The sequence below is a fragment of the Streptomyces mexicanus genome (genome assembly GCF_902506575.1).
Taxonomy (GTDB): Bacteria; Actinomycetota; Actinomycetes; order Streptomycetales; family Streptomycetaceae; genus Streptomyces; species Streptomyces mexicanus.
In genome coordinates this window covers 1,237,049-1,260,789 of the sequence record NZ_LR732544.1, presented here as the reverse complement: position 1 = coordinate 1,260,789, position 23,741 = coordinate 1,237,049, and the positions used below count along the sequence as shown (strand labels likewise).

Genomic DNA, 23,741 nt, shown 5'->3' with positions numbered 1-23,741 from the left:
GGGGACACCGGTGACGACCCAGATCGGCGGCTGGTTCGGCATCGCGACCGGCCTGGTGGCCTGGTACGCCTCCGCGGCCGCCGTCATCAACGCCACCCACCGGCGGGCGCTGCTGCCGACCGGGCCGCGCTGAGGCCGGTGCGCCGACCCCCGCGCGGCCAGGGGAGCGCCGGGCGAGGGGTGGACTGCGCCGCGCGCGAGCGCCTGGCCGCCCGAGGCCGCCCGGCCGGCGAGGGGCCGCCGCCGGCCCGGCTACGCGACCGCCTCCGCCGTGACCTGTCCCGCCTGCGGCTGCTGGTGCCGGGGCTGCTGGGCGAACTGCGTGCGGTACAGCTGGGCGTACCGGCCGCCGGCCGCGAGGAGGTCGTCGTGCGTGCCGCGCTCGACGATCCGTCCCGCCTCGACGACCAGGATGAGGTCGGCGGCGCGGACCGTGGACAGCCGGTGGGCGATCACCACCGCGGTGCGTCCCTCCAGGGCCTCGGTGAGGGCCTCCTGGACGGCCGCCTCGGAGGTGTTGTCCAGGTGGGCGGTGGCCTCGTCGAGGATGACGACGCGCTGACGGGCCAGCAGCAGCCGGGCGATGGTCATCCGCTGGCGCTCACCTCCGGACAGGCGGTAGCCGCGCTCCCCGACGACGGTGTCCAGACCGTCCGGCAGGGACCGCACGAGGTCCTCCAGGCGGGCCCGGCGCAGGGCGTCCCACAGCTCCTCGTCGCTCGCCGAGGGGCGGGCCAGCAGCAGGTTGGCGCGCACCGTGTCGTGGAAGAGGTGCCCGTCCTGGGTGACCATGCCGAGCGTGGCGCGCAGCGAGGCGGCGCTCAGGTCGCGTACGTCGATCCCGCCGACGCGTACGGCGCCCGCGTCCACGTCGTACAGGCGCGGCAGCAGCTGCGCGATGGTGGACTTGCCCGCGCCCGAGGAGCCGACCAGGGCCACGGTCTGACCGGGTTCGGCGCGGAACGAGATGCCGTGCAGGACCTCGGCGCCCCCGCGGGTGTCCAGGGTGGCGACCTCTTCCAGGGAGGCGAGGGAGACCTTGTCCGCGGAGGGGTAACCGAAGCGGACGTCGTCGAACTCCACCGCGACCGGGCCGTCCGGCACCTCGAGGGCGTCCGGCTTCTCCTCGATCAGCGGCTTCAGGTCGAGGATCTCGAAGACCCGCTCGAAGCTGACCAGGGCGCTCATCACCTCCACCCGCGCCCCGGCGAGCGCGGTGAGCGGCGCGTACAGACGGGTGAGCAGCAGCGCGAGCGAGACGACGGCGCCCGGCTCCAGGCTGCCGCGCAGGGCGAAGAAGCCGCCGAGGCCGTAGACCAGGGCGAGCGCCAGGGAGGAGACGAGGGTCAGCGCGGTGATGAAGGCCTGCTGGGCCGTGGCCGTGCGCACCCCGATGTCGCGGACCCGTGCCGCGCGCGCCGCGAACTGGGCCGACTCCTCCTCGGGGCGGCCGAACAGCTTGACCAGGGTGGCGCCGGGGGCGGAGAACCGCTCGGTCATCCGGGTGCCCATGGCCGCGTTGAGGGTGGCCGCCTCCCGCTGCATGCGGGCCATCCGGCCGCCCATCCGCCGGGCGGGCACCACGAACACCGGCAGCAGCACCAGGGCCAGCAGGGTGACCTGCCAGGACAGGGTGAGCATCACGGCGAGGGTGAGCAGCAGCGTGACGATGTTGCTGACCACGCCGGACAGGGTGTTGCTGAAGGCGCGCTGGGCGCCGATGACGTCGTTGTTGAGGCGGGAGACCAGCGCTCCGGTGCGGGTGCGGGTGAAGAAGGCGACCGGCATGCGCTGCACGTGGTCGAACACGGCGGTGCGCAGGTCGAGGATGAGCCCTTCGCCGAGGGTCGCGGACAGCCGTCTGCCGAGGATGCCGAGGGTCGCCTCGGCCACCGCGATCAGGGCGATGAGCAGGGCGAGGCGTACCACGGTGCCCTCGTCGCCCCGCGAGACGATCGCGTCGACGACGCGCCCGGCGAGCACGGGGGTCGCCACGGCGAGCAGCGCGGTCACCACCCCGAGGGCGACGAACCGGGTGATACGGCGGCGGTGAGGGCGGGCGAACGCGCCGATACGGCGCAGGGTCGCGCGGGCGAAGGGGCGCCGGTCCTGCTGGGCGTTCATGACGCTGTGCAGCTGCGTCCAGGCGGTGGTCTCCATGCTCATGGAAGCGACGCTAGAACCTCGACCAATGTTGAGGTCAAGACTCCGCTCCGGGGAAGCGGGTGATCGGGAGGGACGGCACGGCCGGGGCGCACCCCGGATCGATGCCTCCCGCCGCCCCCGGTCCGGCTCCGTCCCACCTCACCCGCGGTGCGAACTGCCGTCCGAGTACGGCAGGATGAGCGATCGCGCCGACGCCGGTCCGCCGCGCCGGCAGGACCGCGGCGGCGTGATCGGCATCCCGTAATTCGAGCAGGTGACACCGTGACACGACTTCACATACCGCCGTCGGCGGCTTTCCACGCCGCGGATGCCCCGGTCGGAGGTGAGCGATGAACCGCGCCGTGACCCTGGACGACCTCGTCCTCACCGGCATCGCGCTGGCCGCGGGGCTGGCGCTGGCGTTCCTGTCGCGCACGCTGCTGCTGTGGCTGGCCCAGCACGCCAAGCGGACCCGCTGGAGCGGGGACGACGTCCTCGTGGACGCGCTGCGCACGGTGGTGCCGTGGGCGGCCATCGCGGGAGGCATCGCGGCCGGGGCGGCGGTGCTGCCGCTGACGCGGACGGTCCAGCACCACATCAACCAGGTCCTGATCGTGTGGCTCATCGCCGTGGTGACCCTCTCGGCGGCCCGGGTGATCACCGGCCTGGTGCGGACGGTGACGCAGTCCCGCTCCGGGGTGGCCGGTTCGGCCACGATCTTCGTCAACATCACCCGGATCCTGGTCCTCGCGATCGGCTTCCTGGTGGTGCTGCAGACGCTGGGCATCTCCGTGGCGCCGCTGCTCACCGCCCTGGGCGTGGGCGGCCTGGCCGTCGCCCTGGCGCTGCAGGACACCCTCGCCAACCTCTTCGCCGGCATCCACATCCTCGCCTCCCGGACCGTCCAGCCCGGCGACTACATCCGGCTCAGCAGCGGCGAGGAGGGCTATGTGGAGGACATCAACTGGCGCCAGACGACGGTCCGCCAGCTGTCCAACAACCTGGTTGTCATCCCCAACGGGCAGCTGGCGAAGACGAACATGACGAATTACACCCGGCCCGAGCAGCAGTTGACGGTCCTGGTGCAGGTGGGGGTCGGCTACGACAGCGATCTGGAGCACGTCGAGCGGGTGACCGCCGAGGTCGTCACCGAAGTGATGCGGGAGATCACCGGCGCGGTGCCCGAGCACGAGCCGGCGATCCGCTTCCACACCTTCGGCGACTCCAGGATCGGCTTCACGGTCGTCCTGGGCGTGGGCGAGTTCAGCGATCAGTACCGCATCAAGCACGAGTTCATCAAGCGCCTGCACAAGCGCTACCGCCAGGAGGGCATCACCATCCCGGCCCCGACCCGCACCGTCTCCCTGAAGCAGCCCACGGCGACCGTCCCGCACCCCCGGCACCCGGAGGACCACCAGCTCCCCAGGTGACGCGCCCGCCCGGCGCGGACCCGCCCGGCACGGCCCGGGGCGCCCGGCATGCCGGCCTGCCCCCACGTGTCCCGCATGAGCCGGCGCGGGTCCCGCCGTCCCCGGCGACGCGCGCCGGGCACCGGCCCCGGCCCGGACCGGCGGTCCGCCACCGCCCGGGGCGGCCACCGCCCGGAGCGCGGATCCGGCCCGCCGCCGCCGCCTGGGCGCCGACCGCTGTCGAGTCCGGGCCGATCACGAGATATCTTGATGTCGAGCAATGTTGCAGACGTGGGGCGGAGCACCCGGTGACTGACTCGACCATCATCTACACACACACTGACGAGGCCCCGGCCCTGGCGACGTATTCCTTCCTGCCGGTGGTCCAGGCGTACGCCTCGCAGGCGGGTGTGGCTGTGGAGACCCGTGACATCTCGCTGGCCGGGCGCATCATCGCGGTGTTCCCGGAGTACCTGACCGAGGACCAGCGGATCCCGGACGCGCTGGCCGAGCTGGGCGAGCTGGCCAAGCGGCCCGAGGCCAACATCATCAAGCTGCCGAACATCTCGGCGTCCATCCCGCAGCTCAAGGCCGCCATCGCCGAGCTGCAGGGCCAGGGCTACGCGCTGCCGGACTACCCGGACGACCCCAAGACCGACGAGGAGCGCGAGATCCGCGCCCGCTACGACAAGGTCAAGGGCTCCGCGGTGAACCCGGTGCTGCGTGAGGGCAACTCCGACCGCCGTGCCCCGGCCTCGGTGAAGAACTACGCCAAGACCCACCCGCACCGCATGGGCGCCTGGACCGGCGAGTCCAAGACGAACGTGGCGACGATGGGCGTGGACGACTTCCGCTCCACCGAGAAGTCCGTCGTCATCGCCGAGGACGGCACCCTGCGCATCGAGCTGAAGGGCGACGACGGCTCCACCACCGTGCTGCGCGAGTCCGTGCCGGTGCAGAAGGGGGAGGTCGTCGACGCCTCCGTGATGCGCGTGGCCGCGCTGCGCGAGTTCCTCGCCGCGCAGGTCGCCCGTGCCAAGCAGGAGGGCGTGCTGTTCTCCGTGCACCTGAAGGCCACGATGATGAAGGTCTCCGACCCGATCATCTTCGGTCACGTGGTGCGTGCCTTCTTCCCGAAGACGTTCGCGAAGTACGGCGAGACGTTCGCCGCGGCCGGCCTGACCCCGAACGACGGTCTGGGCGGGCTGTTCAAGGGCCTGGAGAGCCTGCCGAACGGCGAGGAGATCAAGGCCTCCTTCGACGCCGAGCTGGCCGAGGGCCCGGAGCTGGCCATGGTCGACTCCGACAAGGGCATCACCAACCTGCACGTGCCCTCCGACGTCATCATCGACGCCTCCATGCCGGCCATGATCCGCACCTCCGGCCACATGTGGGGCCCGGACGGCCAGGAGCACGACACCCTGGCGGTCATCCCGGACTCCAGCTACGCCGGCGTGTACCAGGCCGTGATCGAGGACTGCCGCGCGAACGGCGCCTACGACCCGGCCACCATGGGCTCGGTGCCCAACGTCGGTCTGATGGCGCAGAAGGCCGAGGAGTACGGCAGCCACGACAAGACCTTCGAGATCCCCGTCACGGGCACGGTCCGCCTCGTGGACCAGGCCGGCAACGTCGTGATCGAGCAGGCCGTCTCGGCCGGCGACATCTTCCGCGCCTGCCAGACCAAGGACGCCCCGATCAAGGACTGGGTGAAGCTGGCCGTCACCCGCGCCCGCGCCACCGGCGACCCGGCCGTCTTCTGGCTGGACGAGAACCGCGCCCACGACGCCAACCTGATCGCCAAGGTCAAGCAGTACCTGCCCGAGCACGACACCGAGGGCCTGGACATCCGGATCCTCTCCCCCGTCGAGGCCACCAAGCTGTCCGTGGAGCGCATCCGCCGCGGCGAGAACACCATCTCCGTCACCGGCAACGTGCTGCGCGACTACCTGACCGACCTGTTCCCGATCCTGGAGCTGGGCACCAGCGCCAAGATGCTGTCGGTCGTCCCGTTGATGGCGGGCGGCGGCCTGTTCGAGACCGGCGCCGGCGGCTCCGCGCCCAAGCACGTGCAGCAGCTGGTCAAGGAGAACTACCTGCGCTGGGACTCCCTGGGCGAGTTCTTCGCGCTCGTGCCCTCCTTCGAGCAGTACGCCGAGGCCACCGGCACCACCCGCGCCAAGGTCCTCGCCGACACCCTGGACCGGGCCACGGCGACCTTCCTCAACGAGGACAAGTCCCCGACCCGTCGCGTCGGCGGCATCGACAACCGCGGCAGCCACTTCTACCTGTCCCTGTACTGGGCGCAGGAGCTGGCCAAGCAGACCGACGACGCCGACCTGGCCAAGGCGTTCGCGCCGCTCGCCGAGACGCTCGCCGCCAACGAGCAGAAGATCGTCGAGGAGCTGATCGCCGTCCAGGGCAAGCCGGCCGACATCGGCGGCTACTACCAGCCCGACCCGGCCAAGGCCGCCGAGGTCATGCGCCCGTCGGCGACCTGGAACGAGGCGCTGGCCTCCCTGAGCTGACGCCCGCCCCCGGGAAGGTCCCGGGAACCCTCCCCGGCCCGGCCGCGCACCCCACGCCCGGCTCAGCTTCGCCGCGGTCGCCGGCCCCGCCGAGATCACGGAGGGCGTGCGCCGCCTGCGCGCGGCCTGCGACGAGATCCTCTGACCGGGTGAGGGCCCAGGGCCCGGTCCTCAGGCGGACTCGCCTGTCACGGGGACCCGGTCTTCATCGGGGGCCGGTCTTCACGGGGCCTCGGTCTCCACGGGAACGTCGGCCTCACGGCTGTAGTCCGTGACGAGCAGCAGGTCCTTCGCCGGGCCGCGTACGCGCCAGACCGTGCGCCAGTGGTCGGCGTCGCGCACGGTGAACTCGCCGCGGTAGAGGTCGGCCGCGCACGGGTGGTCGGCGACGTACCGGCCCGAGGTCAGGTCCAGGTCGTGGAAGGGGCGCCCGTCGGCGAACCGCACGTCGGCCGTGCCCGGCGCGCCGCCCGGCAGGAACCGCAGCGTCCGCGTCGCGGGCCGCGTCACGCCGTGCCAGGTGAAGTGGCCCGACTCCTCGTGCAGCAACCCCCCGCCGTCCAGCGGCCCGAAGACGGTCACCCCGGTGAACTCGCCCTCCTGTCCGCTGTCCAGGTCCCGCACGGTCCGTGCCACCCGCCACCGCCCGGCCAGGTGGGCCAGGACGTCGGGCACCGGCCAGAACTCGCCCACCGCTGCCGCCTTCCGTCTGCTCGCCTGCACGCGCACCCCATTGACGGGCCTGCGCACCCTCCCTATCTTGCCGTTCGAAGTGCTGACCAATGTCCGATATTTCGAACTGCCTCCACCTGGGAGGCACCGAGCCGCGGAGTATCCATGTCACGCACCGCCCGCTGGAGACTGGGCCTGGGAGCGAGCGCGTTCCTGCTCGCCACGGCCGTGGTCCCCGCCCCCGCGCACGCCGCCGGCCCCGCCGCCGTCGCCGACTACGCGATCACCGTCGACCCAACCGCCCGGGGCGCCGCCCTCGACAAGACGATGTACGGCGTCTTCTTCGAGGACATCAACCGCGCCGCCGACGGCGGCCTGTACGCCGAGTTGGTACAGAACCGTTCCTTCGAGTACTCCACCGACGACAACCGCTCCTACACCCCGCTGACCGCCTGGACGGCGGACGGCACCGCGCAGGTCACCGACGACTCCGGCCGCCTCAACGACCGCAACCGCCACTACCTCTCCCTCGGCGCCGCCTCCTCGGTCACGAACGCCGGCTACAACACCGGCATCGCCGTCGAGGAGGGGAAGAAGTACGACTTCTCGGTGTGGGCCCGCGCCGACGCCGGCACCGCGCTCACCGTCACCCTCCACGACTTCGGCGGCACGCTGGCGACCGCCCGCCGGATCGCCGTGCGCAAGAGCGGCTGGGCCCAGTACAAGGCGGCCTTCACCGCGACCCGCACCAGCACCACCGGCCGCCTCACCGTCACCTCCTCCGCCGCGGCCGCCCTCGACATGGTGTCCCTCTTCCCCCGCGACACCTACAAGCACGAGCCGAACGGCCTGCGCAAGGACCTCGCCGAGAAGGTCGCCGCCCTGCACCCGGGCTTCGTCCGCTTCCCCGGCGGCTGCCTGGTCAACACCGGCTCCATGCAGGACTACAGCGAGGACTCCGGCTGGCAGCGCAAGCGCTCCTACCAGTGGAAGGACACCGTCGGCCCGGTCGAGCAGCGCGCCACCAACGCCAACTTCTGGGGCTACAACCAGAGCTACGGCCTCGGTTATTACGAGTACTTCCGCTTCGCCGAGGACATCGGCGCCATGCCGCTGCCCGTCGTCCCGGCGCTGGTCACCGGCTGCGGCCAGAACCAGGCGGTCGCCGACGAGGCCCTGCTCCAGCGGCACATCCAGGACACCCTGGACCTCGTGGAGTTCGCCAACGGCCCCGTCACCTCCCGGTGGGGCAAGCTGCGCGCCGAGATGGGCCACCCCAGGCCCTTCCACCTCACCCATATAGAGGTCGGCAACGAGGAGAACCTGCCGAAGGAGTTCTTCGCCCGCTTCACGCGGTTCCGCGCCGCCCTCCAGGCGAAGTACCCGTACCTGACGGTGATCTCCAACTCCGGCCCCGACGACAGCGGCACCACCTTCGACACCGCCTGGCAGCTCAACCGCGACGCCCGCGTCGACATGGTCGACGAGCACTACTACAACAGCCCGCAGTGGTTCCTGCAGAACAACGACCGCTACGACTCCTACGACCGCGGCGGCCCCAAGGTCTTCCTCGGCGAGTACGCCTCCCAGGGCAACACCTTCACCAACGGCCTCGCCGAAGCCGCCTACATGACCGGCCTGGAGCGCAACGCGGACGTCGTCAAGCTCGCCTCCTACGCCCCGCTGTTCGCCAACGAGGACTACGTGCAGTGGCGCCCGGACATGGTCTGGTTCAACAACCACGCCTCCTGGGGCTCGGCGAACTACGAGGTCCAGAAACTGTTCATGACCAACGTCGGCGACCGGGTGGTGCCCAGCACCGCCACCACGACCCCGTCCGTGAGCGGGCCGATCACCGGCGCCGTCGGCCTGTCCACCTGGGCCACCAGCGCCGCCTACGACGACGTGCAGGTCACCGCCGCCGACGGCACCACGCTGCTCAGCGACGACTTCTCCTCCGGCGCCGCGCGGTGGACCCACACCGGCACCGGCAGCTGGAGCGTCCAGGACGGCGCCTACGTCCAGACGGACACGGCGGCCGAGAACACCATGGTCTCGGCCGGCGACCCGGCCTGGCACGACTACGACCTGCACGTGAAAGCCACCAAGAAGGCCGGCAAGGAAGGCTTCCTCGTCGCCTTCGGCGTCAAGGACACCGGGAACTACTACTGGTGGAATCTCGGCGGCTGGAACAACACCCAGAGCGCCGTCGAGCAGGCGGTGGACGGCGGCAAGTCCACGCTGATCGCCAAGCCCGGCTCGATCGAGACCGGCCGCGCCTACGACATCGACATCAAGGTCCGCGGCCGCCAGGTCACCCTCTTCCTCGACGGCACCGAGTGGGGCCGCTTCACCGACGACAAGCCGGCCGAGCCGTTCCGCCAGGTCGTCACCCGGGACGCCGCGACCGGCGAGCTGATCCTCAAGGTCGTCAACGCCCAGGCCACGGCCGCCCGGACGGCCGTCGACCTCGGCGGCGCCCGGGTCGCCGGCACGGCGAAGGCGACCGTCCTGGCCGCCGCGCCCGACGCGGAGAACACCGAGACGGCCACCCCGGTCGCCCCGGTGACCTCCACCGTCACCGGGATCGCCGACCGGTTCACCCACACCTTCCCGGCGCACTCGATCACCTTCCTGCGGATCGCGCCGAGGCGTTCCTGACGCCGGGTCATTGCCTGCGGCATCGACCGCGGTATTGCCCGGGTGGATTCCCGTTCATTTCCCGGTTCTCCCCCGGGTACTTCCCGGACGTGCTCCGTTTCCCGGCAGGGAGGCGGAGCACGCCCGTATCCGCAGGGCACGCGGAATTTGTCATGTGCGATTCGTCCGTCGTTCACCGACGACACCACCATCCGGAAATGCCCCCGCCTAGGTTGGCGATCGCCGGCGCGAGGGGGCCAAGCCCCCGAAGAAGACGCCGCCGAACGGACATGCGCTGGGGGCCCGCCGAGAATGGATCGCTCAATCCTGCGGAGCAGACCGCGGCCGGCCGCCGCCCTGCTCGCCGCGGTGATCACCACCACCGCGTTCTGCGCGGCCGACGCCGTCGCCCGCAGCTATCCCTTCGGCCCGCGCACCCGCGCCGTCAACGACCTGGGCAACCAGTACGTGCCGTTCCACGCCCACCTGTGGGACCTGCTGCACGGCAGGGCCGACGGCGGCCTGCTCGTCAACTGGCAGTCCGGGTACGGCTCCAGCTTCCTGCCCGACCTCGGCACCTACCTCAGCAGTCCCTTCGCGCTGCTCGTGGCCCTCTTCCCGCGGGACGAGATCGACCTCGCGGTGTACGCGGTCACGGTGCTGAAGACCGCCTGCGCCGGCGCCGCCATGGCGTGGCTGCTGCTGCGGCTGCGGCCCGGCCGCTGGTGGGCGGCGGGAGCACTGGGCGCCGCCTACGCCCTGTGCGGCTGGTCGCTGGCGGACGCCTCGTACAACCCGATGTGGCTCGACGGGCTGATCGCCCTGCCCCTGCTGTGCCTGGTCGGCGAGTGGACACTGGCCGGACGGCACCGGCTGCTCGGCGTGCTCGTCGTGGCGCTCGCCTGGATCGCCAACTTCTACACCGCCTACATGGCCACCCTCGGCGCCGGCCTGGTGCTGCTGCTGCGGCTGTGGCTCACCGGGCTGCCGCGCCGCCGGGCGCTCGCCGCGGCCGTCCGGGCCGCGGTCACCGTCGCCCTCGGCGTGGGCCTGGCCGCACCGCTGGTCACCGTCATCTACGTCGGCACCAAGCACGCCTACCCGGGCCGCGTCACGCACTTCGCGCCGGTGGGCGCCGACGACCTGCTGGCCCGCCTGCTGCCCGCCACGTACGGCTTCGGCTCGCCCGCCCTCTACGTCGGCACCACGGCCCTGCTGCTCGCCCTCGCCCTGCCCTTCCACGGGGCGGTCCCGCGGCGGGTGCGCGCGGGCTGGAGCGTGCTGATCGTCGCCGTGACCCTGTCGATGCAGTGGACGCCGACCCACCTGGCCTGGCACGCCTTCGCCACGCCCAACGGCAGCCCGTACCGCCAGGCGTTCGTGCTGTGCGCCCTGCTGGTGATCGCCGCCTGGCACTGCCTGTCCTACGGCCCGCCCGGGGTGCGCGCCCTGGGCCCGGCGGCCGGGCTGCTCGTGCTGATCGCCGCCGTGGCGAGCCGCAGCGCCCTGGTGCGCTCCGTCGCCTGGCCGGTGCTGCTGCTGGCCGCCGCCGGCGCCCTGGCCGGGCTCGCCCTGCTCGCCCGCGCGGGACGGCCGCAGGCGCCACCCGGACGGCGCCGCACCGTGCTCGCCTTGCTGGCCGCGGTGCTGCTCGTCACCGCCCAGCTCGGCGAGGCCACCGCCACCTCGGCCGTCGCCACCCGGCTGCGCCTGGACCACCTGGACGACTACGCCCCCTGGGGCACCCGGCAGCAGCGGCAGGCGGACGCGATCGCCCGGGTGGACGGCTGGCCGGTGTACCGCACCGACCCGGGCCGGGAGCAGACCGTGGGCAACGACCCGCTCATGGTCGGCGGCCAGGGCGCCCAGTACTACAGCAGCCTCACCGCCGACGTGCTCAGCCGCACGCTCACCGCCCTCGGCGACGGCTGGACCTCCCGCGGACGCAACCTGCAGAGCCTGGACAACGCCGTCACCGACGCGATCTTCTCCGTCGGCGCCCGGGTGCACTCCCCGCCGGACCCCCACCAGCGGTGGAACCCGCAGGACCACAGCCCGCCCACGGTCTCCCGGCAGGACGTGCCGCCCCTGGTCACCGTGCGGCCGACGCGGGCGGACGCGCACACCACCGTCTCCGCCTTCGGCCCCTCGCCCTACCGCAACCAGGAGATGCTGCTGGGCACCCGCGTGTACACCGTGCCCCGCCTCACCGTGAGCCCGGCGACCGGCCGGCCGCCGCAGCCGGGCGACGACGGCACGGCCCTGCGCATCGACGCCCCCGCCCGCAAGGCCACCGCGCCGAGGCCGTCGCTCACCGCGCGGTGCGCGCCCGGCAGCCAGGTCTACCTGTGGGCGCCGCACTACTCCGGCACCGCCCGCCTCACCGGCACCCCGGCCCCCGGCCCGACCGGCCGGTTCACCGCCGATGCGGCCAAACGCGCCGCGATGCAGCCGCTCGGCACCGTCCCGGCCTCCGGGGCCGTGCGGATCGACCTGACCCCCAGCCGGGCCGGCACCGTCCCCGACGGCGCGGTCGGCTGCCTGGACACCACCCGGCTGCACGCCGCCGTCCAGCGGCTGAAGGCCACCGGCGCCACGAAGGTGAGCGTCACCGACGGCACCGTCCATGCCGTGCTGCCGGCCGGCAGCAAGGGCACCGCGGTCCTGGCCGCGCCCCGCATCGCCGGCTGGCGGTGCGCCGCGGGCGACGGCCCGGCCGCACCCGCCGGGCAGTACTACGGCCTGATCGCCGTCCCCCTGGACGGCTCCGCGACCAGCGTCACCTGCACCTTCCACCCGCCCGGCCTGCGGCTGGGCGCGGCGGCCGGCGGCGCCTCGCTGCTGCTCCTCGCCCTGCTCGGCGCCGTCGGCGCCGTGCGCGGACGGCGCGGCGCGCGCCGGCCCGCGCCGCACCCCTCGACCACCCACCCGCGCGAGCGCACACCCAGCGCTCTCTGACCGCGCCCCCCGGGGAGAAACCACCGCCATGCTCATCTCGATCGTCGCGCCCTGCTACAACGAGGAAGACGTCATCGAACGCTTCCACGCCGAGGTCCAGAAGATCGCCGACACCCTGCTGCCGCTCGGCCACGACATGGAGTTCGTCTACGTCGACGACGGCAGCCGCGACCGTACCCTCGCCCTGCTGCAGCAGCTCGCCGACCGCGACGCACGCGTGCGCTACGTCTCCTTCAGCCGCAACTTCGGCAAGGAGGCCGCACTGCTGGCCGGGCTGCGGCACGCCTCCGGCGACTCGGTGGTCGTCATGGACGCCGACCTGCAGCACCCGCCGGAGCTGATCCCGCGCATGGTCGAGCTGCGCGGAGAGGGCTACGACCAGGTCCTCGCCCGGCGCAGCAGGCGCGGCGACCGCATCACCCGCACCCTCACCGCCCGTCTGTACTACCGGCTGATCAACCGGCTCGTCGACGTCGAACTGGTGGACGGGGTGGGCGACTTCCGGCTGCTGTCGCGGCGCGTGGTGGACGCGGTGCTCGCGCTGACCGAGTACAACCGGTTCTCCAAGGGCCTGTTCGCCTGGGTCGGCTTCCCCAGCACCACCTTCGAGTACGAGAACGCCGTCCGCGAGCACGGCCGCAGCTCCTGGACGCTGAAGTCGCTGCTCAACTACGGCATAGACGGGCTGCTGTCGTTCAACAACCGGCCGCTGCGCGCCGCCCTGCACCTGGGCATGGGCCTGCTGCTGTGCGCCGGCCTGTACACCGCGTGGATCGTCGTCGCCGCGCTCCTCAACGGCGTGCAGACCCCCGGCTATGTCACCATCATCACCGCCGTCACCGCGCTCGCGGGGGTGCAGATGGTGATGCTCGGCGTCATCGGGGAGTACACCGGCCGGATCTACTACGAGGTCAAGGGCCGCCCGCACTTCCTGGTGAAGGCCACCAACGTGGAACGGACGAAGGACCTCATTCCCTGATGCGTACCGCGATGACCCGCCCGATGCCGCGGCAGATCGTCACCTTCGCCGTGGTCGGTGTCATCAACACCGGCACGTACTACGGCCTTTATCTGGTGTTCCTGCTGCGCCTGCCCTATCTCCTCGCGCATGTGCTCGCGTTTTTCCTCAGCATGACCGGGTCCTTCTTCCTCAACGCGCGTTTCACCTACCGGACGCGGCCGACCTGGCGGAAATTCCTGCTGTTCCCGCTGACGAACGCCGCGAATTTCGTCATCACCACGGCGGGTGTGTACGTGATCGTCGACGTGCTGCACGCCGGCAGCCGCTTCGCGCCGCTGATCGCCTCCGCCGCGGCGATCCCGGTGACCTTCGTCCTCTCCCGCTGGATCATGCTGCCCAAGGCCGACCCCGCCGAGGGGGCCGTGTGAACGGCCGCGCGGAAGCCGCCTGAGCGAGGGGCGCGCGGCCGCAGGAGCGGCAGCGAGGGGGTCCTGCGCACGACATTGCATAAACGTGCATCGAAACGTATAGTCATGCCATCGAGGAGGAGGCTTCATGGCTGTACGTGTGGCGGTCGCCGGAGCGAGCGGATACGCGGGCGGAGAGACGCTGCGTCTGCTGCTCGCGCACCCCGAGGTCGAGATCGGTGCCCTGACCGGCAACTCCAGCGCGGGCGTGCGGCTCGGCACGCTCCAGCCGCACCTGCTGCCGCTGGCCGACCGGGTGCTCGCCGAGACCACCCCCGAGGCGCTCGCCGGGCACGACGTCGTCTTCCTCGCCCTGCCGCACGGCCGGTCCGCGGCCGTCGCCGAGCAGCTCGGCGACGATGTCCTCGTCATCGACCTCGGCGCCGACTTCCGGCTGCAGGACCCGGCCGACTGGGAGCGCTTCTACGGCTCCCCGCACGCCGGCACCTGGCCCTACGGCCTGCCCGAACTTCCGGGCGCCCGCGCCGCGCTGGAGGGGTCCAAGCGCATCGCGGTGCCCGGTTGCTACCCCACCGCCGCCTCCCTCGCCCTCGTCCCGGCCTACACCGCCGGACTCGTCGAGAACGAGGCCGTGATCGTCGCCGCCTCCGGCACCTCCGGCGCCGGCAAGGCGCCCAAGCCCCACCTGCTGGGCAGCGAGGTCATGGGCTCGATGTCGCCGTACGGCGTCGGCGGCGGCCACCGGCACACGCCCGAGATGATCCAGAACCTCAGCGCGGCGGCGGGCGAGCCGGTCACCGTCTCCTTCACACCCACCCTCGCGCCGATGCCCCGCGGCATCCTCGCCACCTGCAGCGCCAGGGCCCGCGAGGGCGTCACCGCCGAGGCCGTGCGCGCCGCCTACGAGAAGGCGTACGCCGACGAGCCGTTCGTCCACCTCCTGCCCGAGGGGCAGTGGCCCGCCACCGGCGCCGTGTACGGCTCCAACGCCGTGCAGATCCAGGTGGCCCACGACCCGGCCGCGCACCGCGTCATCGCGATCAGCGCCATCGACAACCTGACCAAGGGCACCGCGGGCGGTGCCGTGCAGAGCATGAACATCGCCCTGGGGCTCGACGAGAGCACCGGGCTTTCCACGATCGGAGTCGCACCGTGAGCGTCACGGCAGCCAAGGGATTCCAGGCGGCGGGCATCGCCGCCGGGATCAAGGACAACGGCACCGCGGACCTGGCCCTCGTGGTCAACACCGGGCCGCGCCGCGCCGCCGCGGGCGTCTTCACCTCCAACCGCGTCAAGGCCGCCCCGGTGCAGTGGTCCGAGCAGGTCCTCAAGGACGGCACGCTCTCGGCGGTCGTCCTCAACTCCGGCGGCGCCAACGCCTGCACCGGCCCGAAGGGCTTCCAGGACACCCACGCCACCGCCGAGAAGGTCGCCGAGGTGCTCGGCGTCGGCGCCATCGACGTGGCCGTCTGCTCCACCGGCCTGATCGGCGTGCTGCTGCCGATGGACAAGGTCCTCAAGGGCGTGGAGACCGCGGCCGCCGCCCTGAGCGAGCACGGCGGCGAGAAGGCCGCCATCGCCATCAAGACCACCGACACCGTCCACAAGACGTCCGTGGTCACCAGGGACGGCTGGACCGTCGGCGGCATGGCGAAGGGCGCCGGCATGCTCGCCCCGGGCCTGGCCACCATGCTCGTCGTCCTCACCACGGACGCCGACCTCGACAGCGGCACCCTGGACAAGGCGCTGCGCGCCGCCACCAAGGTCACCTTCGACCGGGTCGACTCCGACGGCTGCATGTCCACCAACGACACCGTGCTGCTGCTCGCCTCCGGCGCCTCCGGCATCACCCCCGGCCACGACGAGTTCGCCGAGGCCGTGCGGGCCGTCTGCGACGACCTCGGACAGCAGCTGATCCGGGACGCCGAGGGCGCCAGCAAGGACATCAAGGTGGAGGTCGTCGGCGCCGCGAGCGAGGCGGACGCCGTAGAGGTGGGCCGCTCCATCGCCCGCAACAACCTCCTCAAGTGCGCCATCCACGGCGAGGACCCCAACTGGGGCCGGGTGCTGTCCGCGATCGGCACCACGAACGCCGTCTTCGAACCCGACCGGCTGAACGTGGCCATCAACGGCGTGTGGGTGTGCAAGAACGGTTCGGTCGGCGAGGACCGGGAGAAGGTCGACATGCGCTACCGCGAGGTGCACATCGTCGCCGACCTCGCCGCCGGCTCCGAGACCGCCACCATCTGGACCAACGACCTCACCGCCGACTACGTCCACGAGAACAGCGCCTACTCCTCATGACCACGACCCGCAAACACACGGCCCTGCCCAAGGCGAAGATCCTCATCGAGGCGCTGCCCTGGCTGACCCGCCACCACGGCAAGATCATCGTCATCAAGTTCGGCGGCAACGCCATGGTCGACGAGGACCTCAAGGCCGCCTTCGCCCAGGACGTGGTCTTCCTGCGGCACGCCGGCCTCAAGCCCGTCGTCGTGCACGGCGGCGGCCCGCAGATCAGCGCCGCCCTGGACAAGCACGGCATCGTCAGCGAGTTCAGGGCGGGCCTGCGCGTCACCACCGAGGACGCCATGGACGTCGTACGGATGGTGCTGGCCGGGCAGGTGCAGCGGGAACTGGTCGGGCTGCTCAACCAGCACGGCCCGTTCGCCGTCGGCCTCACCGGCGAGGACGCGCACACCATGACCGCCACCAAGCACACCCCCGAGATCGACGGTGCACCGGTCGACATCGGACGGGTCGGCGAGATCACCGAGATCGACACCGGAGCGATCGAGGCACTGCTCGCCGACGGCCGCATCCCGGTCGTCTCCTCGATCGCCCGTTCCCAGGACGACGGACATGTCTACAACGTCAATGCTGATACGGCGGCTGCGGCACTCGCTGCGGCACTGGGCGCCGAGACCCTCATGGTCCTCACCGACGTCGAGGGCCTCTACGAGGACTGGCCGAACTCCGACGAGGTGATCAGCCGCCTCACCGCGAGCCAGCTGGAGAAGCTGCTGCCGGAGCTGTCCTCCGGCATGGTCCCCAAGATGGAGGGGTGCCTGCACGCCGTCCGGGGCGGCGTAACACCGCCCGCGTCATCGACGGCCGGGTCCAGCACTCGATCCTGCTGGAGATCTTCACCGACGAGGGCATCGGCACCATGGTCGTGCCCGACGACGACACCGAGGGGGAGTCATGAACGGCGGCCCGGGCAACGAGGAACTGACCGCGCGGTGGCAGGGCGCGCTCATGAACAACTACGGCACCCCCCGGCTGCCCCTGGTGCGCGGCGAGGGCTCCACGGTGTGGGACGCCGACGGCCGGGCCTACCTCGACTTCGTCGGCGGCATCGCCACCAACGCCCTCGGCCACGCCCACCCGGCGATCGTCGAGGCCGTCAGCCGGCAGATCGGCTCCCTCGGCCACATCTCCAACTTCTTCATGGCCGAGCCCACCGTCGCGCTCGCCGAGCGGCTGCTGCAGCTCTTCGGCCGCGAGGGCCGGGTCTTCTTCTGCAACTCCGGCGCCGAGGCCAACGAGGCCGCCTTCAAGATCGGCCGGCTCACGGGCCGCACCCACATCGTCGCCACGCACGGCGGCTTCCACGGCCGCACCATGGGGGCCCTGGCCCTCACCGGCCAGCCCGCCAAGCAGGATCCGTTCCGTCCGCTGCCCGGTGACGTCACGCACGTGCCGTACGGCGACGCGCAGGCGCTCGCGGCCGCGGTGACCGACGAGACCGCCCTCGTCGTCATCGAGCCCATCCAGGGGGAGAACGGCGTCGTCGTCCCGCCCGCCGGCTACCTCAAGGCCGCCCGCGCGATCACCGCGGCCACCGGCGCGCTGCTCGTCCTCGACGAGGTGCAGACCGGCATCGGCCGGACCGGGGCCTGGTTCGCCTACCAGGCGCACGAGGGCGTCCTGCCCGACGTCGTCACGCTCGCCAAGCAGCTCGGCGGCGGCCTGCCGCTCGGCGCCACCGTCGCCTTCGGCCGCGCCGCCGACCTGTTCCAGCCGGGCCAGCACGGCACCACCTTCGGCGGCAACCCGGTGGCCTGCGCCGCCGGACTCGCCGTCCTCGACACCATCGAGGCCGAGGGGCTGCTGGACCACGTCAAGCGGCAGGGCGAGCGGCTCCGCCACGGCGTGGAGGCGCTGGGCCACCCGCTGGTCTCCCACGTCCGGGGCGCGGGCCTGCTCCTGGGTATCGTGCTCACCGGGCCGCACGCGCCGACGGTGCAGCAGGCGGCCCAGGAGGCCGGCTTCCTGGTGAACGCGCCCGCCCCCGACGTCGTGCGGCTGATGCCCCCGCTGAACCTCGGCGACGACGCGGTGGACGCCTTCCTCGGGGCCCTGCCCGGCATCCTGGACGTGGCCGACGGGGACGGATGATCCGGAGAATGAGACGACGATGAGCCAGGCGCAGGACAACGGGAACGCCACCGCCGGGCCGGCCGTGCCGCAGACCCGCACCGCACGCCACCGCCGGATCGTGGACATCCTCAACCGGCAACCGGTGCGCTCGCAGAGCCAGCTGGCCAAGCTCCTCGCCGACGACGGGCTGAGCGTCACCCAGGCGACGCTCTCCCGGGACCTGGACGAGCTGAACGCGGTCAAGATCCGCAACACCGACGGCGACCTCATCTACGCGGTGCCCAGCGAGGGCGGCTTCCGCACGCCCCGCGCGCCGCTGGGGGAGTCCGCCAAGGAGGAGCGGATGCGGCGGCTGTCGCAGGAGCTGCTGATCTCCGCGGAGGCGTCCGCGAACCTCGTGGTGCTGCGGACCCCTCCGGGGGCCGCGCAGTTCCTCGCCTCGGCCATCGACCAGGCCGAACTGCACGACATCCTGGGCACCATCGCCGGTGACGACACCCTGCTGCTGATCAGCCGGGACCCGACCGGGGGGCAGGCCCTGGCGGACCACCTGCTGCGCCTGGCGCAGAACGGCCACTGAGCCATCGCGCCATTGAGCCGTTGGCCCACTGAGCCCGTGGGGCGCCGGGCCGCCGCGCCGCCGGGCGCGCACCCGGCCGGCACCGGGCACGGCGCGGAGGCGGGCGTCCCCGGGCGGGTCCGCCCGCCGCCGCGCCGTCAGCCCAGCCGGGCGGCCAGCCCGCTCGTGCACAGCCCCTCGTCGCCCGCCGTGACCAGCAGCCCCTCCACGTCCGGCAGGGACTCCAGCCAGGCCAGTCCGTCCCGCGACCCCCGCGCGAACGCCGCCGTCGCCCAGCAGTCCGCCCAGGTCAGCCGGGGCGTGACCACGGTGACCGCGACCAGGTCGCTCACCGCGGCACGGCCGGTGCGCGGATCGTCGATGTGCGCACCCCGCTCGGCCGTGCCCGAGGTGGCCACCGCCAGCTCCTCGGTGCCGGCCGCCGAGACCACCGCGGCCAGCCGGCCGGGCCGCAGCGGATCGGACACCCCCCCCCGCCCCGGCCGGTGCGGCTCGGGCGCGCCCAGCAGCTGCACGTCCCCGCCTCCGTTCACGCTGACCCCGCGCGCCCCGGCCGCCGCGATCAGCCGGGCCGCCCGCCCGGCCGCCCAGCCCTTGACGATCCCGGTCGGATCCAGGGCGCCGCCGTAGCGCGGGCTGAACCAGCCGTCGCTGTCCCGCTCGGCCCGCGCGCCCAGGTCCAGCACCTCGGCGACCTCGGGCGAGCAGTCCGCGAGAGTCAGCTCACCGCGGGCCAGCCGCGCGATCTCGCTGTCCTGCCGGTAGGTGCTGAACAACTCGTCCGCCCGGTGCAGGCCGGCGACCGCCGCCCCGAGCGCGGCCGCCACCGCGTCGGCGTCCCCGCCGCGGACGTCGAAGGAGAAGACGGTCCCCATGACCTCCTCCGCGTGCCGCACCACGGCCGGAGCCTTCGCCGGCCCGGCCCCCGCCTCAGCCACCGGCCCGGTCCAGAGCCGACTGCAGCGACCGGCGGTAGCCGGCACTGGTGTACGTCGCCCCGGAGACGGCGTCGATGCGGGCGCTCTGCGCGCTCACCGCCTCCTGGTTCAGCCGGGGCACGGCGAGGGCGGTCTTGCGGTCGCTCAGCCCGCCGCGGGGTGCCCGCACGGCCTCCGCCCGGACGATCCTGCCGCCGTGCACCGTCAGCCGCACCTGCACGTCGCCGTACGGCGTCGGCGCCACCGCGCCGGTCACCGTCCGCGGGCCCGTCCCGCCGGCGGCGCCCGCGCCGCGCGGTGACGCCGCGGCCGACCCGCTCGGCCGGGGCGGCGCGGCCGCGGCCGGCGCGGAGGCCGGGTCGGCCGCCGGTTTCAGCGACAGCAGCAGCACGATCCCGGACACGGTGGCGGCGCCCACGAGCACGGCACGCCGCACAGGGTGGCTCTTCCTCATCTGACGTCTCCCGGACAGGTTCAGATCTCGAACGACTCGTGGTGGACACGGCGCGCGGGGACCCCGGCCTCGCGCAGCGCCTCGTACACCGACCGCGCGAAGCCCGGCGGCCCGCACAGGAAGACGTCGTGGCGGTCGATGTCGGGGATCCTGTGCCGCAGGGACGCGGCCGAGATGTCCGGGCGCTCCCCGTCGGGGCTGTCGACCGCGTACATCAGCCGTGCGCCGCGCTCGTCGGCGATCGCCGTCAGCTCGTCCCACAGCGCCAGGTCCCGGGCGCTGTGGGCACGGTAGAGCAGCGTGATGTCGCCGGGCGCGCCGGGCAGCGTCTCGAACAGCGCCCGCAGCGGGGTGATGCCGACGCCGCCCGCGACCAGCAGCACCTTGCCGCGGCTGCGCCGGGCGGCGGTCAGCGCGCCGTAGGGGCCCTCCGCCCACACCCGGGTGCCGGGGGCCAGCTCGCGCAGCCGGGCGCTGTGGTCGCCGATCGCCTTGACGGTGATGCGCAGCAGCTCCGGGCGCGGGGCGGCCGACAGGGAGTACGGGTGCGAGCTGCACCGCAGCCCGGGCGCCAGGAACCGCCAGCGGAAGAACTGCCCGGCCTGTGCGCCCATCCGGTGCAGCCTCCGGCCGCCGATCAGCACCGACACGATCCCCGGGGCCTCCTCCACCACCGCGACCACCCGCAGCCGGTGCTTCAGGTTCAGCCGGATCGGGGTGAGGATCCGGTACCAGAGCACCAGGGCGGTCACCGCGCCGTACAGCCCGTACCACAAGCACCTGGCGGCCGGTGCGGCGGCGAAGTCGTTGCCGGTGGCGATCTGGTGCCAGAACGTCAGGAACACCGCCGCGTAGGTGCACAGGTGCACGTGGTACCAGGTGTCGTACGGCATCCGGCGGCGCACCGGGCCGATCGAGACCAGCCCGACGAGCAGCAGCAGGCCGGTGCCGACGGCGGCCTTGCCCAGGTCGGGCAGCTGGTTCACCGTGTCCGTCGTCCGGTGCACGAGGTCGCCGAGCGACCCGCCCGCCTGCAGCGCGTACCCCCACATGGTCAGGAACACGTGGGCGAGGACCAGGCAGAGCGTGTAGCGGCCGCTCGCCGCGTGCCGGCGGGCGACCCGGTCGGAGCCCACCCGCCGCTCCAGCGCGGGCACCCGTGCCATCTGCAGCACCACCAGCGCCAGCAGATAGCCGGCCAGCAGGCCGGTGATCCGGCCCGCGTTCAGGATCCGCGCGCCGGGGCCGGTGAGGGAGGGGGTGTTCGTCCACCACAGCCACAGCACGCCCGCCGCGCCCGCCGCGACGGCGAGCAGCAGCGGGACGGCGGGCGAGCGGCGCGGCCGGATGCGGCGCGTGGTCTGGCGCCGGGCGGCGCGGCCTCCGGTGAGCGTGGTGGTCACGGTTCCTCCGTGGGCGGTACGACCCTGGGCCCACCCATACGGGGCGCGCCGGCCGGGTGTTCAGCCGGGCGCTCACAGGCCCGCGGAGTCCAGCGCGGACTGCAACGACCGCTTGTAGCCGTCACTGGTGTACGTGGCGCCCGAGACGGTGTCGATGTCGGCGCTCTGCGCGGCCAGCGCCTCGCTCCTGAGCTGCGGCAGGGCGGAGGAGTTGATCTCCTGGTCCCGGGGGTTCTCCGTGGGGTAGACGACCGCGGTGACATCGGTGATCCGGCCGCTTCGCACGGTGATCCGCACCTGGACGGGGCCCCAGCGGGTCTGCGCGCTCTCGCCCGTCACGGTCGTGGTGCCGGTGCTCTTCCCGGCGGACGGCGAGCCGCCGGAACCGGCCGCCGGTGAAGTGCCCGAGGCGGCGGGGGCGCTCGCGCTGCCGGACGGGGCCGGGGCGGGCGCCGCGACGATCCGCGGCGGGGTGTGCGGCTTGAGCGCCAGCAGCATCACCAGCCCGGAGACGGTGGCGGCGCTCGCCAGGACGACGCGGCGCAGGGGACGGTTCTTGTTCAACGCGTGCAACGGGGCCTCACAGTTCGAAGGACTCGTGGTGGATGCGCCGGTCCGGCACTCCGGCGGCGCGCAGGACCCGGTAGAGGTCCTGGGCGAAGGCGTGCGGACCGCACAGGTACACGTCGTGCCCGGACAGGTCGGAGACGGAGGCCCGCAGGGACTCCACGGTGAAGACGGGGCGCTCCCCGTCCGGGCCGTTGAGCGCGTACAGCACCCGCGCCCCGCGCCACCGCGCGATCGCCTCCAACTCGCCGCCCAGCGCCAGGTCCTGCGCCGTGCGCGCCCGGTACAGCAGGGTCACCTCGCCCGGCAGCGTCTCGAACAGGGCCCGCAGCGGCGTGATGCCGACGCCGGCGGCGATCAGCAGCGCCTTGTGCGAGGTGCGCCGGGCGGCGGTCAGGGCGCCGTAGGGGCCCTCCGCCCACACCCGGGTGCCGGGCCGCAGCAGCGCGACGGCCGCGCTGTGGTCACCGAGCGCCTTCACCGTGATCCGCAGCAGGTCCGGCCGGGGCGGCGCGGACAGCGAGTACGGCGTGGAGGTCCGGCCCAGGCCCTGGCCGAGAAAGCGCCACCGGAAGAACTGCCCGGACTCGGCGCCCAGTTCGTCGAGCCGGTGGCCACGCACGACGACCGAGTACACCCCGGGCGCCTCGGGCGTGACCGCCTCGACCCGCAGCCGGTGCCGCAGGTTCAGCCGGACCGGAGCGAGGACGCGGAACCACAGGACGAGCAGTGCGGCCCCCGTGTAGAGCGCGTACCACAGGCCGGTGGCCACGGCGTGACCGTTGAACTGGTCGCCCAGCGCCAGCTGGTGCCAGAAGGCCAGGAAGACCGCGGCGTACGTCAGCAGGTGGACGTAGTACCAGAACTCGTAGCCGGTGCGGCGGCGCACCGCGCGCGCCGAGGTGATGCCCACGGCGAAGAGGATGACCGCGCCGAGGGTGGCCTTCAGCATCTCCGGGTAGTCGAGGACGATCGACAGCGTCTCGTGCCCGAGCGGGGCGTGGTCCTGGGCCGCGTACCCGAGAACGATCAGCACGACGTGCGCGACCAGCAGGCAGATCGTGTACCGCCCGGCCATCGCGTGCCAGCGGGCCACCCGGTCCGATCCGATGCGCCGCTCCAGCAGCGGCACCCGGGCCATCAGGGCGACCAGGACGGCGCAGGCGTAGCCGCACAGCAGGCCCGCGATACGTCCGGCGCCGTTCAGCCAGCCCGCCGCGCCGGTGACGGCGGCGGTGTCGTACCACCACAGGCCGACCACCGCGCCGGCTCCGGCCCACAGCGCGGTGAGCACGGCCGGCGCGGGGGACCGCCTCGGGGCCGGGGGCGCGAGCGGCGTCGCCGTTCGCTCGTGGACCGTGGTCATGGGGAGCGTCCTTTCGCCTGGTGCCGGACGCAAGCCTGCGGGAGCGACTTCTGAGGTTGTTCTGAAACCGGGGCCGGCACGCCGATCCCACAGCGAACCCGGAGCGCGCCCTCACGGGGAACCGACCGCACGGGTCCACAGGAAACCCCGACCTCACCGGCTCCCGGGGAACGACCGCACGGGTCACAGCAAATTCCGACCGCACGGGCTCCCGGGGAACGACCGCACGGGTTCACAGCAAACTCAGAGCCGCCGGCCCCGCCCGCGCGGCCGCGGACCATGGATGCTGGAAGGGCCATGAACGCATCC

Annotated in this window: 17 protein-coding genes and 1 pseudogene; 11 read left to right on the top strand and 7 right to left on the bottom strand. The window is 72.9% G+C overall.

Going from position 1 to position 23,741, the window contains the following annotated elements; all coding sequences use genetic code 11:
* Nucleotides 1–252 precede the first annotated feature (252 nt).
* The gene (locus GV126_RS05730; protein ID WP_159663246.1) at nt 253–2,166 is read right to left on the bottom strand and encodes an ABC transporter ATP-binding protein; all 1,914 of its coding nucleotides are present in this window, start codon (nt 2,164–2,166) and stop codon (nt 253–255) included.
* A gap of 329 nt (nt 2,167–2,495) precedes the next feature.
* Between GV126_RS05730 and GV126_RS05725 the strand changes: the two genes are divergently transcribed.
* Nucleotides 2,496–3,575: a mechanosensitive ion channel family protein gene (locus GV126_RS05725; protein ID WP_159663244.1), complete on the top strand. Its 1,080-nt coding sequence runs from the start codon at nt 2,496–2,498 to the stop codon at nt 3,573–3,575.
* 287 nt (nt 3,576–3,862) lie between these two features.
* On the top strand, nt 3,863–6,082 hold the full coding sequence (locus GV126_RS05720) for an NADP-dependent isocitrate dehydrogenase (RefSeq protein WP_159663242.1): 2,220 nt from the start codon (nt 3,863–3,865) through the stop codon (nt 6,080–6,082).
* Nucleotides 6,083–6,304: 222 nt separating this feature from the next.
* On the opposite strand, the gene GV126_RS05715 is transcribed toward GV126_RS05720, so the two are convergent.
* On the bottom strand, nt 6,305–6,775 hold the full coding sequence (locus GV126_RS05715; protein WP_159663240.1) for a DUF6314 family protein: 471 nt from the start codon (nt 6,773–6,775) through the stop codon (nt 6,305–6,307).
* Between the two features lie 144 nt (nt 6,776–6,919).
* Between GV126_RS05715 and GV126_RS05710 the strand changes: the two genes are divergently transcribed.
* The 9 genes and pseudogenes from GV126_RS05710 (at nt 6,920) to GV126_RS05670 (ending at nt 18,704) form a co-directional block, all read left to right on the top strand.
* Nucleotides 6,920–9,415, top strand: a complete 2,496-nt coding sequence (locus GV126_RS05710; RefSeq protein WP_159663238.1) for an alpha-L-arabinofuranosidase family protein — start codon at nt 6,920–6,922, stop codon at nt 9,413–9,415.
* Between the two features lie 291 nt (nt 9,416–9,706).
* A complete protein-coding gene (locus GV126_RS05705) occupies nt 9,707–12,352 on the top strand; it encodes a YfhO family protein (protein ID WP_159663236.1) in 2,646 nt (881 codons plus the stop codon).
* A 28-nt stretch (nt 12,353–12,380) separates the two neighbouring features.
* Nucleotides 12,381–13,331 carry a glycosyltransferase family 2 protein gene (locus GV126_RS05700; RefSeq protein ID WP_159663234.1) on the top strand — a complete coding sequence of 317 codons (951 nt, stop codon included), beginning with the start codon at nt 12,381–12,383 and terminating at the stop codon, nt 13,329–13,331.
* Nucleotides 13,331–13,741, top strand: coding sequence for a GtrA family protein (locus GV126_RS05695; RefSeq protein ID WP_159663232.1), 411 nt, complete (start codon nt 13,331–13,333; stop codon nt 13,739–13,741). Before GV126_RS05700 ends, GV126_RS05695 begins: the two co-directional genes overlap by 1 nt.
* 127 nt (nt 13,742–13,868) lie before the next feature.
* Nucleotides 13,869–14,897 carry an N-acetyl-gamma-glutamyl-phosphate reductase gene (gene argC, locus GV126_RS05690; RefSeq protein WP_159663230.1) on the top strand — a complete coding sequence of 343 codons (1,029 nt, stop codon included), beginning with the start codon at nt 13,869–13,871 and terminating at the stop codon, nt 14,895–14,897.
* Nucleotides 14,894–16,045 (top strand): bifunctional glutamate N-acetyltransferase/amino-acid acetyltransferase ArgJ, encoded by a 1,152-nt coding sequence (gene argJ, locus GV126_RS05685; RefSeq protein WP_159663228.1) that lies wholly within the window; start codon nt 14,894–14,896, stop codon nt 16,043–16,045. Before argC ends, argJ begins: the two co-directional genes overlap by 4 nt.
* Nucleotides 16,042–16,949, top strand: a pseudogene (argB, locus tag GV126_RS05680) (acetylglutamate kinase). The gene argJ and the pseudogene argB overlap by 4 nt, the downstream one beginning before the upstream one ends.
* A complete protein-coding gene (locus tag GV126_RS05675; protein WP_159663226.1) occupies nt 16,946–18,142 on the top strand; it encodes an acetylornithine transaminase in 1,197 nt (398 codons plus the stop codon). The pseudogene argB and the gene GV126_RS05675 overlap by 4 nt, the downstream one beginning before the upstream one ends.
* Nucleotides 18,143–18,161: 19 nt before the next feature.
* Nucleotides 18,162–18,704, top strand: a complete 543-nt coding sequence (locus GV126_RS05670) for an arginine repressor (protein WP_159663224.1) — start codon at nt 18,162–18,164, stop codon at nt 18,702–18,704.
* Between the two features lie 137 nt (nt 18,705–18,841).
* Here the strand turns inward: GV126_RS05670 and GV126_RS05665 are convergent, their stop codons facing one another.
* From GV126_RS05665 to GV126_RS05645, 5 genes are all read right to left on the bottom strand, one after another.
* Entirely contained in the window at nt 18,842–19,579 is a 738-nt protein-coding gene (locus GV126_RS05665) for an FAD:protein FMN transferase (RefSeq protein WP_159673352.1), read from the bottom strand.
* Nucleotides 19,580–19,634: 55 nt separating this feature from the next.
* On the bottom strand, nt 19,635–20,096 hold the full coding sequence (locus tag GV126_RS05660) for an FMN-binding protein (RefSeq protein WP_159663222.1): 462 nt from the start codon (nt 20,094–20,096) through the stop codon (nt 19,635–19,637).
* Between the two features lie 20 nt (nt 20,097–20,116).
* Nucleotides 20,117–21,499, bottom strand: a complete 1,383-nt coding sequence (locus GV126_RS05655; RefSeq protein ID WP_159663220.1) for a ferredoxin reductase family protein — start codon at nt 21,497–21,499, stop codon at nt 20,117–20,119.
* 72 nt (nt 21,500–21,571) lie between these two features.
* Nucleotides 21,572–22,072, bottom strand: coding sequence for an FMN-binding protein (locus GV126_RS05650; protein ID WP_159663218.1), 501 nt, complete (start codon nt 22,070–22,072; stop codon nt 21,572–21,574).
* A gap of 7 nt (nt 22,073–22,079) precedes the next feature.
* On the bottom strand, nt 22,080–23,432 hold the full coding sequence (locus GV126_RS05645) for a ferredoxin reductase family protein (protein WP_159663216.1): 1,353 nt from the start codon (nt 23,430–23,432) through the stop codon (nt 22,080–22,082).
* Between the last annotated feature and the right edge of the window lie 309 nt (nt 23,433–23,741).